The sequence below is a fragment of the Moritella sp. 28 genome (assembly GCF_018219435.1).
In the GTDB taxonomy this organism is placed as follows: Bacteria; Pseudomonadota; Gammaproteobacteria; order Enterobacterales; family Moritellaceae; genus Moritella.
The window spans coordinates 1150067-1166999 of sequence record NZ_CP056121.1; the positions used below are offsets into that span (position 1 = coordinate 1150067).

Sequence of the window (16933 nt, forward strand, 5' to 3'; positions counted from 1 at the left end):
AGGATAAAGGTATTTCCTCATGGCTGAAAAAGACGGACAAGAACAAACCGAAGACGCCACCGAGAAAAAGCTCACCCAAGCCAGAGAGAAAGGTCAGGTAGTACGTTCGAAAGAACTCGCGACGACCTTAGTTCTAACGGCAAGTGGTGCCGCTTTCCTTGCTTTTGGTGATGCACTCGCCCGTGCGCTTGAGACTAACATGACGCGTTTATTTCAACTTGACCGTGAAGATGTATTCAATCCTTATGCCTTGCTCGAAATTGTTAGCGCGAGTGTTAAACCGTTATTTTGGCCTCTGTTCGGTATTATGATTGCCGGGTTTTTTGCCGGTATTATTGGTAATATTATGATGGGGGGCATGGTTTTTAGTGGAGAATCTATTCGTCCGAAAGCGTCAAAAATGTCACCTAAAGCGGGTCTTAAAAGAATGATGGGGCCGCAAGCCATGGTTGAATTGATTAAATCAATTGCCAAGGTTACGGTTGTCGTGACGATTGCCTTGTTGGTGCTAAAAGTGCAATTTTTACAGATTATGGAGTTTAGTCTCCAGCCATTGCATATTTCGATTATCCAATCGCTGAGTCTTTTGACTGATATTTTTATTTGGTTGTGTGCGTCTTTGATTATTATTGTCGCGATTGATGTGCCTTACCAATACTGGAAACATGCCAAAGAATTACGGATGACCAAGCAAGAAGTTAAAGATGAAATGAAAGATGTGAATGGTAATCCACAGTTAAAAGGCAAGATCCGACAAATGCAGATGGAGGTATCGCAACGTCGTATGATGGGTGATGTTCCTGACGCTGATGTGATTATTACCAATCCAACACATTATTCTGTGGCATTAAAATATGAAAAAACCGGTAACGCGGCACCTAAAGTTGTGGCTAAAGGTGTTGATCAAGTGGCATTCCGTATTCGTGAAATGGCGAAAGAAAACAAAGTACCAATCTTAGAATCAGCGGCTTTAACACGTGCTATTTATCATACTACTGAGATTGATGATCCAATACCTGAAGGGTTATTTATCGCGGTAGCACAGATACTTGCCTATGTTTATCAGCTCGAACAATTTAAACAACGTAAAGGTAATCGGCCTAAACCGTTACCAAAAACCATAGATATTCCTGATGACCTAAAATATTAGTGTCATTTGTGGACTTCAGCACTGAATGATTTTGCCTTCGGTATGATTATTGCTTTATACTATCAAGCATTAAATTTTGAGGTCTCGGAATGCAAGTAGCAACAAATCTGTCAAAAATATGGGGTAAAAGAGCGATTGCGCTAGAAAATATCGGCACCCCGATAATTGTGTTAGCTACACTCGGCATGGTTGTGTTACCGATACCTGCATTCCTATTAGATGTATTCTTTTCTTTTAATATCGCTTTATCGTTATTAATTCTGCTTGTTTCGGTATACGTCAATAAACCACTTGATTTTGCTGCATTTCCGACTGTTTTGTTAATTGCAACATTACTACGCTTAGCCTTGAATGTGGCCTCAACACGAGTGGTGTTGTTAGAAGGGCATAATGGCGGTGATGCTGCGGGACAAGTTATCGATGCCTTTGGTTCTGTTGTAATAGGCGGGAATTTGGCGGTAGGTCTCATCGTGTTTATGATTTTAATGATTATTAACTTTGCCGTGGTGACCAAAGGTGCGGGACGTATTTCGGAAGTAAGTGCGCGTTTTACGCTCGATGCTATGCCGGGTAAACAGATGGCGATTGATGCCGATTTGAACGCAGGTATTATTGACCAAGATAAAGCTAAATTGCGCCGAGAAGAAGTCACTCAAGAAGCTGATTTTTATGGTTCGATGGACGGTGCTAGTAAATTTGTTAAAGGTGATGCGGTTGCTGGTTTATTGATTTTATTCATTAATATTATCGGTGGCCTCATCATTGGTATTTCACAACATGATTTAAGTTTTGCGGAAGCTGGTGAAATTTACACATTATTGACTATTGGTGATGGTCTGGTTGCGCAGATACCGTCACTACTCTTATCGATTTCTGCAGCTATTATTGTTACCCGTCAAAATAAAGACGAAAAACTCGGCACTCAAGTCACGGGCCAAATGGTGGCCAATCCAAAGGCATTGGCTGTTGTTGCTGCCATTATGACGGTAATGGGGCTAGTACCGGGTATGCCACATCTTGCTTTCATCGGTTTTGGTGTGCTTACTGGCACTTGGGCTTGGTGGCTAATGAAGTCAGCAGCCAAGCGTGAAGAAGAGAAAACCAATATGCCAGAAGATGCAGATATTAAAGCGAGTTTGAATGATCAGAAAGATCTTGATTGGGAGGATGTTAAACCCGTAGATACGATCGGTCTGGAAGTTGGCTACCGACTTATTCCCATGGTTGATAAGAGCCAAGGTGGTGAGTTATTAAACCGTATTAAAGGTGTTCGTAAGAAGCTTTCTCAAGAATTAGGTTTTTTGGTGCCCGCAGTGCATATTCGTGACAACCTCGAATTACCACCAAATTGTTATAGTATTAATATTATGGGAGTTTCAAATGGCGAAATTGAAATTTTCCATGATAAAGAGTTAGCCATTAATCCGGGTCAGGTATATGGCAAGATTGATGGTATTTCAACCATAGACCCCGCTTTTGGCCTGCCTGCTTTATGGATCAATCCTCAACAGCGTGATCAAGCGCAAACCTTGGGTTATACAGCTGTTGACTCAGCTACAGTTGTTGCGACACACTTGAGTCAGTTACTACTGAACAATGCTGCGCAATTACTCGGTTATGAAGAAGTGCAGAATTTATTAGATGTATTAGCGAAAACACATCCTAAATTGGTCGAAAGTTTAGTCCCTGAAATTTTACCGTTAGGGGTTGTTGTGAAGGTGTTGAAAGGGCTATTACATGATAACGTGCCAATTCGAGATATTCGCACCATTGTTGAAACAATGGCTGAATATGGTACTAAAACGCAAGATCCAGAAGTGTTGATTTCTGCTTGCCGTGTAAGCTTACGCCGCATGATTGTTCAGGATATAAATGGTATCGACAGTGAATTACCTGTCGTGACACTGGCCCCTGAATTAGAGCAAATATTACACCAGTCTTTACAGGCTGCTGGTAGTGAAGGTGCGGGTATTGAACCTGGTTTAGCTGAACGGATGCAAACCTCATTAACAGAGGTGGCACAAAATCAAGAATTAGCGGGACAACCGGCGATCTTACTTACCTCTGGGGTATTAAGGTCAACATTAGCGAAATTTGTGAAATACTCAATACCCTCATTACGCGTATTATCATATCAAGAAGTACCTGATGATAAACAGATTCGAATTGTCAGTGTTGTTGGTCAATAACACGTAAATAAAAATTTAAGTAGCGAACAGAACTAAGGATGTTAAGTTGAAAATAAAGCGCTTTTTTGCCAAAGATATGCGAGCGGCATTGGCTGAGGTCAAAGAGGTTCTTGGCCCCGACGCTGTTATTATGTCTAACAAAAAGGTCACCGGTGGCATTGAAATAGTTGCTGCTGTGGATTTCTCTGAAAGTAAGCCTGTCGCACCTGAAAAAGTAAGCGAACCAAAAACTGTAGCAAATAAATCAGAACGTCAACTTTCTGAAGACTCCGTCAATTTATCGGCATCTAAATTCAACTTCAAAAAATTAATGAATAATGAACTGTCACAGCAAGCAGAACCAGAGCGACCCGTCGCGCCAAATGACTCATTAGCGAGCTTATTGGCACGTCAGCAAGAACATAAACAGCAAATGTCACAAGCAATCAATAACGATGATAATACGCGTGAAAAAAATAATTGGGATACCAGTTTTTTAAAGAAACCGGTCGCTCGTCGCTTTGCTGAACGCCCAAATACTGCTCCGGCGACACTCGCAGAACAAAATGAAATGCGTGATGGTATGGCGCGCTCTTCTCAACAAGCTGGTTATAAGCAGTTTGAGTCGACTACACCGAAAAGTGACAACCAACAAGACATGAGTGCGATGAAGGCTGAGCTTGCCTCAATTCGAAAGTTGCTTGAGCACCAAGTCTCAGGATTACAGTGGCAGGAAGTTGAACGTAATGAACCTATTCGTGCTATGTTGATCAAACATCTTGTTAAGATTGGTTTTACCGAAGAGGTTGCAGACCAACTCGCTAACTGTGTGGCTGAAAACTGTTCGATTGAGTCGGCTTGGGATCAGATCGAAGCGTTACTGACGGACAGTGTGCTCATTGCGCAAGATGATATTTTGGGTAAAGGTGGTGCTGTTGCATTAGTTGGCCCAACCGGCGTGGGAAAAACGACAACTATCGCCAAATTAGCGGCAAAATTTGCCATGTTGCATGGCTCAGAGAATGTTGCGTTGATTACTACTGATACATATCGTATTGGTGCTCACGAACAATTGGCGACTTACGGGCGTATTATGGGGTGTGTTGTTAAGGTTGCCCGTGATGAAGCAGAGTTGGCACAATACTTGTATCAGTTAAGAAGTAAACGTTTAGTCTTGATTGATACTGCCGGGATGGGACAGCGTGACAAGCGTTTATCCGAACAGTTAGATACATTAGTTAATAATGAAAAAGTCGTGATTCGTAACTATTTGGTTGTCCCTGCAACTGCGCAGCGTAGGGTTGTACAAGAAACATTAGAGCATTTTCATCATATTCCGTTAGCGGGCTGTATTTTAAGTAAAGTGGATGAAAGTTTAAGCTTAGGTGAGATTTTAAGTGTACTAATACAACATGAACTACCGATTGCATATATAACAAATGGGCAAAGGGTTCCTGAAGATATAGACTCAGCCAATGCACAGCAATTAGTTCGTACTGTATTTAACAGAGATACGCTAGAAGAACAAAACGATACGCATTTTTGGTTAGGCGATGATAAATAGTAATGAATAAAAATATTTTTTTCGATCAAGCAAGTGGTCTAAGACAAATGAGTAATAACAAAAAAGTTAAAGTCATTGCCGTTTCAGGTGGTAAAGGTGGCGTAGGTAAAACTAACGTAACACTGAACATGGCAGTATCACTCGCGGCCCAAGGTAAGCGAGTCATGGTTTTAGATGCCGATCTTGGGTTGGCAAATGTCGATGTTTTACTCGGTTTACGCGTACATAAAAATATTTCTCACGTTATTTCGGGTGAATGTACATTAGATGATATTTTGATTGAAGGTCCGAATGGGATCTTAATCGCACCGGCAACATCTGGTACGCGTTCGATGGTTGAATTATCAGTACAAGAGCACGCGGGTCTAATTCGTGCTTTTGCTGAATTGAAAACACCTATTGATGTATTACTGGTTGATACCGCCGCCGGTATTTCGGACATGGTATTAAGTTTTTGTCGCGCGTCACAAGACATTTTAATGGTGGTTTGCGATGAACCGACATCTATCACGGATGCTTATGCGTTAATTAAGTTATTATCAAAAGAACACGGTGTTCATCGTTTTAAAATTGTGGCCAATATGGTGCGTAGTTTACGTGAAGGCCAAGAATTATTTACTAAATTGACACGTGTAACGGACCGATTTTTAGATGCAACATTAGAGCTTGTTGCTTGTATTCCGTTTGATAACAGTGTTCGTCAAGCCGTTCGTAAACAGAAAGTGGTTGTAGAAGCATTTCCAAAAGCGCCCGCTTCATTGGCGTTTAGAGCGTTAGCAAGTCGAGCTGCAACTTGGCCAGTACCGAATAAAGTCGGCGGTCATTTGGAGTTCTTCATTGAGAACCTGTTTGAAAACAAAGCTAGGGTAGAAGATTGAAGTGAATAAGGCATCCGCTTACAGCAACATCCAGTCGCAACAGAGTCATGCTGTTGAGCAATTCGGTTTTTTAGTAAAACGAATTGCCCATCACTTGCTTCTCCGTTTGCCGCCGAGTGTTCAGTTAGATGATTTAATCCAGTCGGGTATGATTGGATTACTGGATGCTGCGCGCAACTTTGATGGCTCTAAAGGCGCTAGCTTTGAAACTTATGCTGGTATTCGTATCCGCGGCTCAATGATTGATGAAATGAGACGTGGGGATTGGGTCCCAAGATCGGTGCATAAAAATGGCCGTGATATTGCTGCTGCCATTGACCGTATCGAAAAACAAACGGGTACGGATGCAAAAGATACGGATGTTGCTGAAGAATTAGGCGTAAACCTGACTGACTACCATAGTATGTTGATGGATGTTAATAGTGGGCATATATTGGCGGTCGAAGATTTGACCGCGAGTAATGAAGATGCCTATTCAATTTACGAAGGAAAATCAAGCACTCCTTGTGCTGATTTTTCTGAGCTACGTTTTCAGCAAGCATTAGCAAACTGCATTAAAACACTACCCGAAAGAGAAAGCTTAGTCTTATCGCTTTATTACGATGAAGAGTTAAATCTAAGAGAGATCGGGGAAGTACTCAGTGTCAGCGAGTCTCGTGTGAGTCAAATACACAGCCAAGCGATGCATCGAGTGAAAGCGCGCATGCATGCTTGGTTAGATGACTAAGTTTAATTGGTACTATTTATCTAGTACTTGAATATTGAAGTAAGATATTTATGGGATCAGGGACTGTGAATATTGTAATTACTTATTTTGGAGAACAACTTGAAAAAGCAAATTAAAATTCTTATTGTCGATGATTTTTCTACGATGAGACGCATCATTAAAAACTTACTTCGTGATCTTGGTTTTAGCAATACCTATGAGGCGGACGACGGCAACACGGCATTACCTATGCTAAAAAATGGCGATTATGATTTTGTTGTCACTGATTGGAATATGCCTGGTATGCAAGGTATTGATCTACTTAAAGAGATCCGTAAAGACCAAGCGCTATGTCATATCCCAGTACTAATGGTTACGGCTGAAGCGAAGCGTGAACAGATTATTGAAGCTGCTCAATCAGGTGTGAATGGTTACATTATTAAACCATTTACAGCGGCGACACTAAAAGAAAAATTAGAGAAGATCTTCGAACGAATTCAATAAGCAAGGATGCGCATGAGTGAACAACAAGAATCGTTGATTTCATTAGAAGACGCTAAAGAACTGGTGACACTGCTAGAGTGTGGTCAGGTAGAAATGGCAAATGAAATAATTACTAAAATTCAGAATACAAATTCAGATGCACTATTTGAAAAAGTGGGTGTGTTAACACGTCAATTACATGATTCATTAGAAGATTTCCAGTTAGATACACGTATTGAAAGCTTAGCTAACGATGAGTTTCCTGATGCTCGAGAGCGTTTGAATTATGTTATTGAGATGACGGATAAAGCGGCAAACAGAACGATGGATGCAGTTGAATCCTGCTTACCAATTGCTGATAGTTTTAACGACCGCATTCAACAAGTGATGCCAAATTGGAAGAACTTGATGAGTCGTGATTTACAATTGGGTCAATTTAAAGAACTTTGTAAATTATTAGACGATTTTCTTCAAGTTTCAGTATCTGATGCCGATAGTTTAAGACAGTATTTAACTGAAATTCTCATGGCGCAAGATTTTCAAGATTTGACTGGTCAAATGATCCGTCGCGTGATTAATTTAGTACAAGAAGTTGAAGTTAAATTAGTTGAAATGTTGACTATGTTTGGTGAGGCTTCAAAACCACTAAATGTAATGACAGAATCAGTTAAAAGTGAAATAAGTGGCATTGAGGCGGAAGGTCCAATCATGAATGCGAGTGAACGCGTTGATGTACTAGACGGCCAAAATGATGTTGATGATTTATTATCAAGTTTAGGATTTTAAGGGAGATATTGATGAGCTTTGATGTTGATGAAGATATTCTACAGGACTTCCTGATTGAAGCATCTGAAATTCTGGAGCTACTCTCTGAACAACTCGTTGATTTAGAAAAAAGCCCAGAAGACGCTGAGTTACTTAATGCAATTTTTAGGGGCTTTCATACCGTTAAAGGTGGCGCAGGATTTTTAGCATTATCAGAATTGGTTGATATTTGCCATGGTGCAGAAAATGTGTTCGATAGCCTGCGTAATGGCTTAAGAACAGTAACACCAGAGCTCATGGATGTCATTCTTAAATCTTTGGATTGTGTCAATGTGATGTTTGTAGCGATTCAAGAGCGTGAACCATTAATTGCTGCAGATGCGGAATTAATTCATCAACTTCATTTGCTTACCCAACCTGAAGCGACTCCAGCAGCAGTGATAGAAACTGTTGTTGAAGCCCCGAAGGTTGAAGCTCCGAAGGTCGCAGTACCTGCCGTATCAGCAAATAGTTCTGATATCGATGGTATGTCAGAACTTGAATTTGAACAATTGCTTGATGAACTACACGGTAAAGGTACAGCTCCTACAGCAATAAATACTGCTGATTCGAAGCCTACGACTGCAACTGTCGCGACCAGTTCCAATTCAGATTTTACAGATGATGAATTTGAAAAACTACTTGATGATCTGCATGGTGTTGGTCAGCATGCTAGCGCGACGAATATAAAAGCAACGTCAGCGCCTGTTGTTGCTACGCCGGCTGCTAGTAGCGGTGAACTCAATGACGATGATTTTGAAAACTTACTGGATGAATTATACGGTAAGGGTAATGCACCGAGTGCAGCTGCAGCAATCAAGAATGTAGTTAATGTTGCTGATTCTGTGGCAGATATCAAGCCCACGCCTGTTGCACAAACTGCAACTGCGGTTGCTACACCAGTAGAAAAAGTGGCTCCAGCTGCAACAATATCGACTGAAACCGTGGCTGTAAAAGCAGAGAAAAAAGCGAAGCCACAAGTTGATTCAACAGTGCGTGTAGATACTCGGACTCTCGATGAAATAATGAATATGGTCGGTGAGTTAGTCCTTGTCCGTAATCGTTTGGTGAGTTTAGGTATTTCAAGTAATGATGAAGATATGACGAAAGCTGTGTCTAATCTTGATGTTGTTACTGCCGACTTGCAAGGTGCGGTAATGAAAACACGTATGCAGCCAATCAAAAAAGTGTTTGGTCGTTTCCCGCGTGTCGTACGTGATTTAGCGCGTAGTTTATCAAAAGACATTAATCTTGAAATGATTGGTGAAGAAACCGATTTAGATAAAAACTTAGTGGAAGCACTTGCTGATCCACTGGTTCACTTAGTGAGAAACTCGGTGGATCATGGCGTTGAAATGCCAGATGTACGTGAAAAAAATGGCAAGCCGCGACAAGGGAAGATTACCTTATCAGCATCGCAAGAGGGCGATCATATTCGTCTCAAAATTGTAGATGATGGTGCGGGTATGGACCCTGAACGATTAAAAGATATTGCGGTGAACCGTGGTGTACTTGATGCTGATGCCGCAGCAAGGATCTCAGATAACGAAGCATACAACCTTATTTTTGCTCCAGGTTTCTCAACCAAAGATCAGATATCAGACATTTCTGGTCGTGGTGTTGGTATGGATGTGGTTAAGACGGGTATCAGTAAACTTAATGGTACAATCTCGATCGACTCAAAATTGGGTACTGGCACAACGATTGAAATTAAAGTGCCGTTAACACTGGCGATTTTACCAACCTTGATGGTCGAGGTGGGTAAGCAAATCTTTGCTTTACCATTGACGAGTGTGAATGAAATCTTCCACTTGGATTTAAATAAAACCCATGTAGTCGATAACCAATTGACCATTATTGTCAGAGAAAAAGCGATCCCATTATTTTATCTGCAGGATTGGTTAACTAAAATGGACCCACAAGCCACTACGCGTAATAATCGTGGATTAGGGCATGTGGTTATTGTTCAGCTCGGTATTAAGCAAGTTGGCTTTGTTGTCGATAGCCTTATTGGGCAAGAAGAAGTTGTTATTAAAGCGTTAGATAACTTATTGCAAGGCACGCCGGGTATGGCGGGAGCCACAATCACCAGTGATGGTGGTATTGCGCTGATTTTAGATATTCCAAGTCTCTTAAATCATTACGCAAAACGCTAATTTGTTGATGCAGGGGGAAACCCCTGTGTGCTTTTACATTGAAGTAAACACATTGAAGTAGATAGATTAGATGAAAATAAAAGTTTTAGTCGTTGATGATTCCAGTTTTTTCAGACGTAGAGTAAGTGAAATCATTAATGCAGATCCTGAAATGGAAGTGATTGATACTGCTAAAAATGGTGAAGAGGCTATTACTAAAGCGAAGTCTTTACGTCCTGACGTGATCACCATGGATATTGAAATGCCGGTTCTTGATGGTATTTCCGCTGTTAAAGCGATCATGAAAGATACACCTACACCCATTTTAATGTTTTCGTCATTGACACATCAAGGTGCTAAGTCAACGATTGCAGCATTAGAAGCGGGAGCGGCTAACTTCTTACCGAAAAAATTTGAAGATATAGCCAAAGACAAAGCGGAAGCGGTTCGATTACTACAACAAAACATTAAAGAAATTAGTAAACGTAGAAGTTTATTGAGAACACCGCGTATTTCACCAGCGACAGCACCGGCAGCAGTTCGCAGCGCGACAGTCGCAGCTGATAATCGTATTAATACAGCAACGTTACCGCGTAAAAGTGCTGATGCAAGTCGATTACATTCGGTGAATTCGGTGAATTCGGTGAATGTGAGGCATGTTGCTCATGTCGATAACGCGGCAGTTGAAGCTCGAACACCAGTTACTGCAAGCCGTGTAAAAAAACGTGCATCAGGTAAAAAATACAGTTTAATGGCTATCGGTGCTTCGACCGGCGGTCCTGTGGCATTACAAAATGTATTAACGCCTTTGCGCAGTGATTTTCCTCTGCCTATTTTGTTAATTCAACATATGCCTGCTACCTTTACTGCTGCATTTGCTGCACGACTGAATACCTTATGCCAAATTAAAGTAAAAGAAGCTGAGCATGGTGATCGTTTACAGCCTGGGGTTGCCTATTTAGCGCCTGGTGGTAAGCAGGTGCTGATTGAAAGCAAAGCGGGTGGTTTTACTTTAAAAGTAATGGAAAGTCCTGCGGGGATTAATTATAAACCGAGTGTTGATATTTCATTTGGTTCTGCGGCTCAGTCATATCACGATAAAGTATTAGCGATTGTACTCACGGGTATGGGCGCAGATGGACGTGATGGTGCTAAATTACTAAAACAAAAAGGCAGTACGATATGGGCGCAAGATGCACAGTCTTGTGTTGTTTATGGTATGCCACAAGCAATTGTGAACGCTGGTTTAGCTGATGAACAGGTGAATCTGCAACAAATTGCAGAGCGTATTAATATTGAAGTTGGCTGTCGATAACGACATGCAGACAAGGTAGGGTAAAGTTGAAAGTTTGGACTGTTGCTAATCAAAAAGGTGGTGTTGGTAAAACGACAACTGCAATCTCTTTAGCAGGCTTACTGGCAGAACAGGGGCAGCGAGTATTATTGATCGATACGGATCCGCATGCATCATTAACCAGTTATCTAAATTATGATAGTGATGATTTAACTGTCGGATTGTTTGACCTTTTTGTCGCAGCCAAATTGGATGCAGAGCTGGTTCATAATGCGATAATAGAAACGCCTTATAGCGGCATTAATTTATTACCTGCCACAATGTCACTGGCCACGTTAGATAGAACATTAGGGCATCGTGATGGTATGGGACTTATTCTTAAGAATATTATTACTTTAGTTACCGATGATTATGATTTTGTACTTATTGATTGTCCGCCTGTATTGGGTGTGATGATGGTGAATGCACTCGCCAGTTGTGATCGTATTTTAGTGCCAGTACAGACCGAATTCTTAGCATTAAAGGGCTTAGATCGCATGGTGAAAACCTTTGAAATTATGCAGCGTAGTTGTGCTAATAAATTTCAGTATACGGTCATTCCCACCATGTTTGATCGGCGAACTAAAGCATCGTTGATATCGTTACAAACCTTGCAGAACAATTATAGCAGCAATGTTTGGCGAGCTGTGATCCCTGTAGATACACAATTTAGAAATGCTAGCTTAAAACATATGCCGCCATCTATGTATACTCGAAGTAGCCGAGGTGTCGCAGCTTATGCCGCATTACTACAAGATTTACTGATTGAGGCAGAACAGGACCGAATGTATGGATAAGCACGCAAAGCATTCTGCGTTGGATGATTATTTTACATCCATGCTATCTGAGCCTGTTGTTGAAAAAACACAGGATGCTAAGGCTGCTGTAGAACAAACGGTAGTGCTCAAACCCACATTAAAAAAAGAGTTAACAAAAGATCCGCAGAAAGTGTTTGCACCCTTATTTTCTGAAATCGAACCAACGATAAAAAGTGACTTTAAAATACCTGAACCAGATGGTTCGGGGTCATTAAGCGATTTAGATCAGTTGTTAGGCTCTGTCATTGATATTGACTTGGCGGATATTGATTTATCGGTATTAGATAATGTCGATGCGACAGCAATACAGACTGTTCCTGATGTTGCTGTTGATGTTGATGTTGAAACTGAAAGCACTGATACTATGATAACTATCACACCTACAGATATTATCGTTAGTGAAACAGCGCTAATCATTGAGCCTGCAGAAAGTAATACTATCCTAGATAATCATGCGGAAAGTGTGTCAGGATCGGACGTTGAGCGAGTACAGGAATCTGAACCTGTTGAACAATGGAAGAATATTGAGTTAGAAGAGCACTTTCAAGCGCTGTTCTTTGAAGTCGCAGGTGTTATTTTTGCGGTGCCATTGACCGAGCTTGGTGGTATTCATCAAACCGAAACAATAAACAGCTTATTTGGTAAACCGGGTTGGTATTTAGGTCTTATGCAGCACCGAGAGCAGAAATTGAGTGTTGTCGATACTGCACAATGGGTTATGCCAGAGCAAAATATGGGCGAGATAGATTATAAATATCAGATCCAATTAAGTCAGTCGAATTGGGTACTAGGCTGCGAAAGCCTGCATGGTACTGAAACTTTAAACAGTAATGATATTAAATGGCGAAGTACACCTGGTAGTCGACCTTGGTTAGCTGGCATGGTTAAATCCCGCATGTGCGTATTATTACACGTAACCGAAATGATTAAATTGCTGGATAATGGCATCAATATTCATGGGCAATAGTAGAAGGAAATAAAACATGAGTCAGTCTCGAAACCTAGTGGAAAATGTAGCTGAAGATGAAGTATTACAATGGGTTACATTCAAGTTAGAGAATGAAGTCTACGGTATTAACGTAATGCAAGTACAAGAAGTATTACGCTATACAGAAATTGCTCCAGTGCCTGGTGCACCAAACTATGTGATTGGTATTATTAATTTACGTGGTAATGTTGTCACTGTGATTGATACACGTGTACGTTTTGGTTTGATGCCATCAGAAGTGAGTGAAAACTCACGTATTGTCATCATCGAAGCTGAAAAACAAGTGATTGGTATACTCGTTGACGGTGTTGCTGAAGTCGTATATCTACGTTCTTCAGAAATCGATATGGCACCTAATGTAGGTACTGATGAAAGCGCTAAATTCATCCAAGGTGTATCGAACCGTGACGGTGAGTTACTCATCCTTGTTGATTTGAATAAATTTTTAAGTGATGAGGAATGGGAGGAATTAAGCGGTATGTAAGCTTAATTCCTTATTCCTATCTAGAAAAGCACTGTAATGATTGTTACAGTGCTTTTTTAATTGCTATTTTATTGAAGGACTCAATATGCTTGCTTTGATTTTGTCAGGCGTTGCGCTTACAGCAGCTGTTGCTGCGGTTATTGGCTACGTTTTATTGCTTCGTAAGTTAACCAAATTACAGGCAACGCATAATTTATTGCTTAAAGATTTATCTAAATCAAGAGACTCTCTTCAAAAGCGTATCATTGAGTTAAGTACTTCAAATATTAATCTTGGTGGTGCAATTCAAGGCATGGCTTCGGAATTACAGCAAACTAAATACCAGCAAGATGAAATGAAAGAAGAGATGACTACACACGAACAGCAAGATCCTGCTAGCCGTTTTTATACGCGCGCAGTGAAGCTTGTTGAACTTGGCGCGACTCTTGAAGAAATCATGCGTGAGTGCGAACTACCACGCGCAGAAGCCGAATTATTATTAAGTTTCCATAAAAAGTAGCTTTAATTGATTATATTTGACCGGTTATTGATATAGCTTAATTATGCTTAAAGCAGGAATATGTTAATATTCGCTCAGATTGATGCTGAAAGAATAAAAAAGTATGTTGGAAGTTGTTAAGTTAAGCTGTATACGTGAAGATAATGTGTTGTTTTCTGATCTTAGTTTCACCGCTTCTAGTGGTGAAATAATTCAAATAGAAGGCCCGAATGGCGTAGGTAAAACCAGTTTACTGCGTTTATTAGCCGGACTTTCATCGCCAGCAGATGGCCATATTCTTTGGCAGAAAAGCAATACCTTAGAAGATCGTGAGAGCTATCATCAAGACTTACTCTACCTTGGTCATTTACCCGGAGTAAAAGCTGAACTGACCGCATTCGAAAATCTATTCTTTTACCATGCCATGCATAAAACTGTCGCCAAAGATAAAATTTGGGAAGCGCTTGCACAAGTCGGCCTTGCTGGTTATGAAGATCAATTAGCGTGTCACCTTTCAGCAGGACAGCAACGTCGTATTGCTTTAGCGCGCCTATGGCTGTCGGATAAAAAGTTGTGGATCCTTGATGAACCTTTTACTGCTATTGATAAAAATGGCGTGAAAGTATTAGAGCGTTTATTTTTAGCTCATGCCGATAAAGGTGGCTGCGTTATTCTGACAACACACCAAGATTTACAATTTTCTGCGGGACGTTTACGTAAGATCACCTTAACCCGTCACCACTTAACTGAGTATTAATATGTTTGCTGTTTTTATACAGGTGATAAAGCGTGAATTGATCACGGCTTTTCGTCGTAAATCAGATATTTTAAATCCACTCTGGTTCTTTATTATTGTGATCACCCTTTTTCCGCTAGGAATAGGCCCTGAGCCAAACTTATTATTGCGTATTGCCCCTGGCGTTATCTGGGTCGCGGCATTATTATCGGCGCTATTGTCGATGGAACGTTTATTTCGAGATGACTTCCTCGATGGTTCATTAGAGCAGTTGATGCTAACGGAGACCCCGTTAGGTGTCATTGTGACGGCAAAAGTGGTTGCACATTGGTTACTGACTGGCTTACCTATATTATTTGTATCGCCTTTGTTGGCAGTGTTTTTGTCATTAGATGCGAATACCTTCATGGCTACTTTTATTACCTTGTTGCTCGGTACGCCAGTGCTGAGTTTTGTTGGTGCGATTGGCGTGGCGTTGACGGTCGGTTTACGTAAAGGTGGGGTATTACTGAGTTTGCTTATTTTACCGTTATTTATTCCGGTATTGATTTTTGCAACCAGTGCCATTGATGCGGCGAGTTTTGGCGTATCTTATTCTGGACCTGTGGCGATTTTAGGGGCGATGCTTGTTGCATCAGTTACTTTATCACCGTTTGCAATAGCGGCGTCATTACGGGTTAGTTTGAGTTAAATTGTTAGTTAAAGATAAGTAAAGTTAGTTTCAATCACTGTATAGGTTCATATAATTGGGCCGTCATTAATGTAGAGAGTTTAATATGTGGAAATGGCTCCATCCTTATGCGAAACCAGAAAAAAGTTATAACTTAGCTGGTAAAATGTTGCCTTGGTTTGCACTATTTAGTGCTATATCACTGACAATTGGAATGATTTGGGGTTTTGCATTCGCGCCCGCTGATTATCAACAAGGCGATAGTTTCCGTATTATTTATCTGCATGTACCAGCTGCGTCATTATCAATGGGTGCATACTTAAGTATGGCCATTGCTGCTTTTATTGGCTTGGTATGGCAATTAAAAATGGCAGATATGGCTGTTGCTGCGATAGCACCGATTGGTGCGGTATTTACAGCTATAGCATTATTCACTGGCGCTGTATGGGGGAAACCTATGTGGGGTGCTTGGTGGGTATGGGATGCGCGTTTAACATCTGAACTTATTCTATTATTCTTATACCTTGGCGTTATTGCAATTTATGGTGCATTTAGCGACAAATTATTAGCTGGTCGTGCTGCGGGTATCCTTGCCTTAGTTGGTGTGATTAACTTACCTATCATTCATTACTCTGTTGAATGGTGGAACACCCTACATCAAAAAGCCACTATTAGTAAATTCGATAAACCGTCGATGGATACTGATATGTTGTGGCCATTACTTATTAACTTATTAGGCTTTGGTTTACTGTTTGGAACCTTGACCTTGATGCGCTTTAGAAATGAGTTAATTACCCGTGAGTCGCACAGACCTTGGGTGAAAAAATTATTTATCGAGGACAAGTAACATGCAATTTGATAGCTTTTCTGCTTTTTTAGCGATGGGTGGTTATGGCTTTTATGTCTGGCTAGCGGTCGCTTTTAGCGTATTGACCTTAGGCGCATTAACGGTAAGTACTATTGTCAAACGTCGCCAAATTATTAACGAAATTAAAAATAAGCATCAACGTATTCAGCGAATGCGCGCTGCTGAAAAAATGGAGAATACTCTATGAATCCAAGACGTAAAAAACGCTTATCTATTGCTCTGGTGATTATCATTGGTTTAGGTAGTATGACAGGCCTTGTTCTATACGCATTAAAACAGAACATTGATTTATTTTACACGCCGACTCAACTTGTTGAAGGCTTAGGTGAAGATAAGGTCAAGCCTGAAATCGGTCAGCGTTTACGTATTGGTGGCTTAGTAATGCCTGGCACTGTTAAACGTAATATGGAAGATCTTAAAGTTAGCTTTGTCTTAAGTGATGACAGAGGTGGCTTGGTTACACTGGAATACGAAGGTATTTTGCCCGATTTATTCCGTGAAGGGCAAGGGATTGTTGCACAAGGTGTACTAAAGTCCGCGAATGTGATTACCGCGTCTGAAGTACTTGCTAAACATGACGAAGAATATATGCCACCCGAAGTTGCTGAAGCAATTAAAGGCATTAAGCATATGAAACCTGAATACGGTAACGAAACTAAATAAGGTAGTT

At 40.8% G+C, this 16933-nt stretch carries 18 protein-coding genes; all 18 read left to right on the forward strand.

Going from position 1 to position 16933, the window contains the following annotated elements:
- Positions 1–19: 19 nt before the first annotated feature.
- Entirely contained in the window at positions 20–1150 is a 1131-nt protein-coding gene (gene flhB / locus HWV02_RS05295) for a flagellar biosynthesis protein FlhB (protein WP_211678821.1), read from the forward strand.
- An 89-nt stretch (positions 1151–1239) separates the two neighbouring features.
- A complete protein-coding gene (flhA, locus tag HWV02_RS05300; protein WP_211689869.1) occupies positions 1240–3339 on the forward strand; it encodes a flagellar biosynthesis protein FlhA in 2100 nt (699 codons plus the stop codon).
- A 46-nt stretch (positions 3340–3385) separates the two neighbouring features.
- On the forward strand, positions 3386–4882 hold the full coding sequence (gene flhF, locus HWV02_RS05305; protein WP_211678823.1) for a flagellar biosynthesis protein FlhF: 1497 nt from the start codon (positions 3386–3388) through the stop codon (positions 4880–4882).
- Between the two features lie 2 nt (positions 4883–4884).
- On the forward strand, positions 4885–5760 hold the full coding sequence (locus HWV02_RS05310) for a MinD/ParA family protein (RefSeq protein WP_211678824.1): 876 nt from the start codon (positions 4885–4887) through the stop codon (positions 5758–5760).
- 1 nt (position 5761) lies between these two features.
- Positions 5762–6487: an RNA polymerase sigma factor FliA gene (locus HWV02_RS05315; protein ID WP_211678825.1), complete on the forward strand. Its 726-nt coding sequence runs from the start codon at positions 5762–5764 to the stop codon at positions 6485–6487.
- A gap of 99 nt (positions 6488–6586) precedes the next feature.
- Entirely contained in the window at positions 6587–6970 is a 384-nt protein-coding gene (gene cheY / locus HWV02_RS05320; RefSeq protein WP_017220961.1) for a chemotaxis response regulator CheY, read from the forward strand.
- 12 nt (positions 6971–6982) lie between these two features.
- Positions 6983–7735, forward strand: coding sequence for a protein phosphatase CheZ (locus HWV02_RS05325; RefSeq protein WP_211674422.1), 753 nt, complete (start codon positions 6983–6985; stop codon positions 7733–7735).
- A gap of 11 nt (positions 7736–7746) precedes the next feature.
- Positions 7747–9909: a chemotaxis protein CheA gene (locus HWV02_RS05330; RefSeq protein ID WP_211678826.1), complete on the forward strand. Its 2163-nt coding sequence runs from the start codon at positions 7747–7749 to the stop codon at positions 9907–9909.
- A gap of 70 nt (positions 9910–9979) precedes the next feature.
- Positions 9980–11203, forward strand: a complete 1224-nt coding sequence (locus HWV02_RS05335) for a chemotaxis response regulator protein-glutamate methylesterase (protein WP_211689870.1) — start codon at positions 9980–9982, stop codon at positions 11201–11203.
- Positions 11204–11229: 26 nt separating this feature from the next.
- A complete protein-coding gene (locus HWV02_RS05340; protein ID WP_211678828.1) occupies positions 11230–12018 on the forward strand; it encodes a ParA family protein in 789 nt (262 codons plus the stop codon).
- Positions 12011–13006, forward strand: coding sequence for a chemotaxis protein CheW (locus tag HWV02_RS05345; RefSeq protein ID WP_211689871.1), 996 nt, complete (start codon positions 12011–12013; stop codon positions 13004–13006). The genes HWV02_RS05340 and HWV02_RS05345 overlap by 8 nt, the downstream gene beginning before the upstream one ends.
- 16 nt (positions 13007–13022) lie before the next feature.
- Entirely contained in the window at positions 13023–13511 is a 489-nt protein-coding gene (locus tag HWV02_RS05350; protein ID WP_211678830.1) for a chemotaxis protein CheW, read from the forward strand.
- 85 nt (positions 13512–13596) lie between these two features.
- Positions 13597–14010: a DUF2802 domain-containing protein gene (locus HWV02_RS05355; protein ID WP_211678831.1), complete on the forward strand. Its 414-nt coding sequence runs from the start codon at positions 13597–13599 to the stop codon at positions 14008–14010.
- A gap of 103 nt (positions 14011–14113) precedes the next feature.
- Entirely contained in the window at positions 14114–14746 is a 633-nt protein-coding gene (gene ccmA / locus HWV02_RS05360; protein WP_211678832.1) for a cytochrome c biogenesis heme-transporting ATPase CcmA, read from the forward strand.
- A 1-nt stretch (position 14747) separates the two neighbouring features.
- A complete protein-coding gene (gene ccmB, locus HWV02_RS05365; RefSeq protein ID WP_211689872.1) occupies positions 14748–15416 on the forward strand; it encodes a heme exporter protein CcmB in 669 nt (222 codons plus the stop codon).
- Positions 15417–15501: 85 nt separating this feature from the next.
- Complete coding sequence (locus HWV02_RS05370; protein ID WP_211678834.1) at positions 15502–16242, forward strand: heme ABC transporter permease; 741 nt, start codon at positions 15502–15504, stop codon at positions 16240–16242.
- A gap of 1 nt (position 16243) precedes the next feature.
- Positions 16244–16450: a heme exporter protein CcmD gene (gene ccmD, locus HWV02_RS05375; protein ID WP_211674432.1), complete on the forward strand. Its 207-nt coding sequence runs from the start codon at positions 16244–16246 to the stop codon at positions 16448–16450.
- On the forward strand, positions 16447–16926 hold the full coding sequence (gene ccmE / locus HWV02_RS05380) for a cytochrome c maturation protein CcmE (RefSeq protein WP_211678835.1): 480 nt from the start codon (positions 16447–16449) through the stop codon (positions 16924–16926). The genes ccmD and ccmE overlap by 4 nt, the downstream gene beginning before the upstream one ends.
- Positions 16927–16933: the final 7 nt, after the last annotated feature.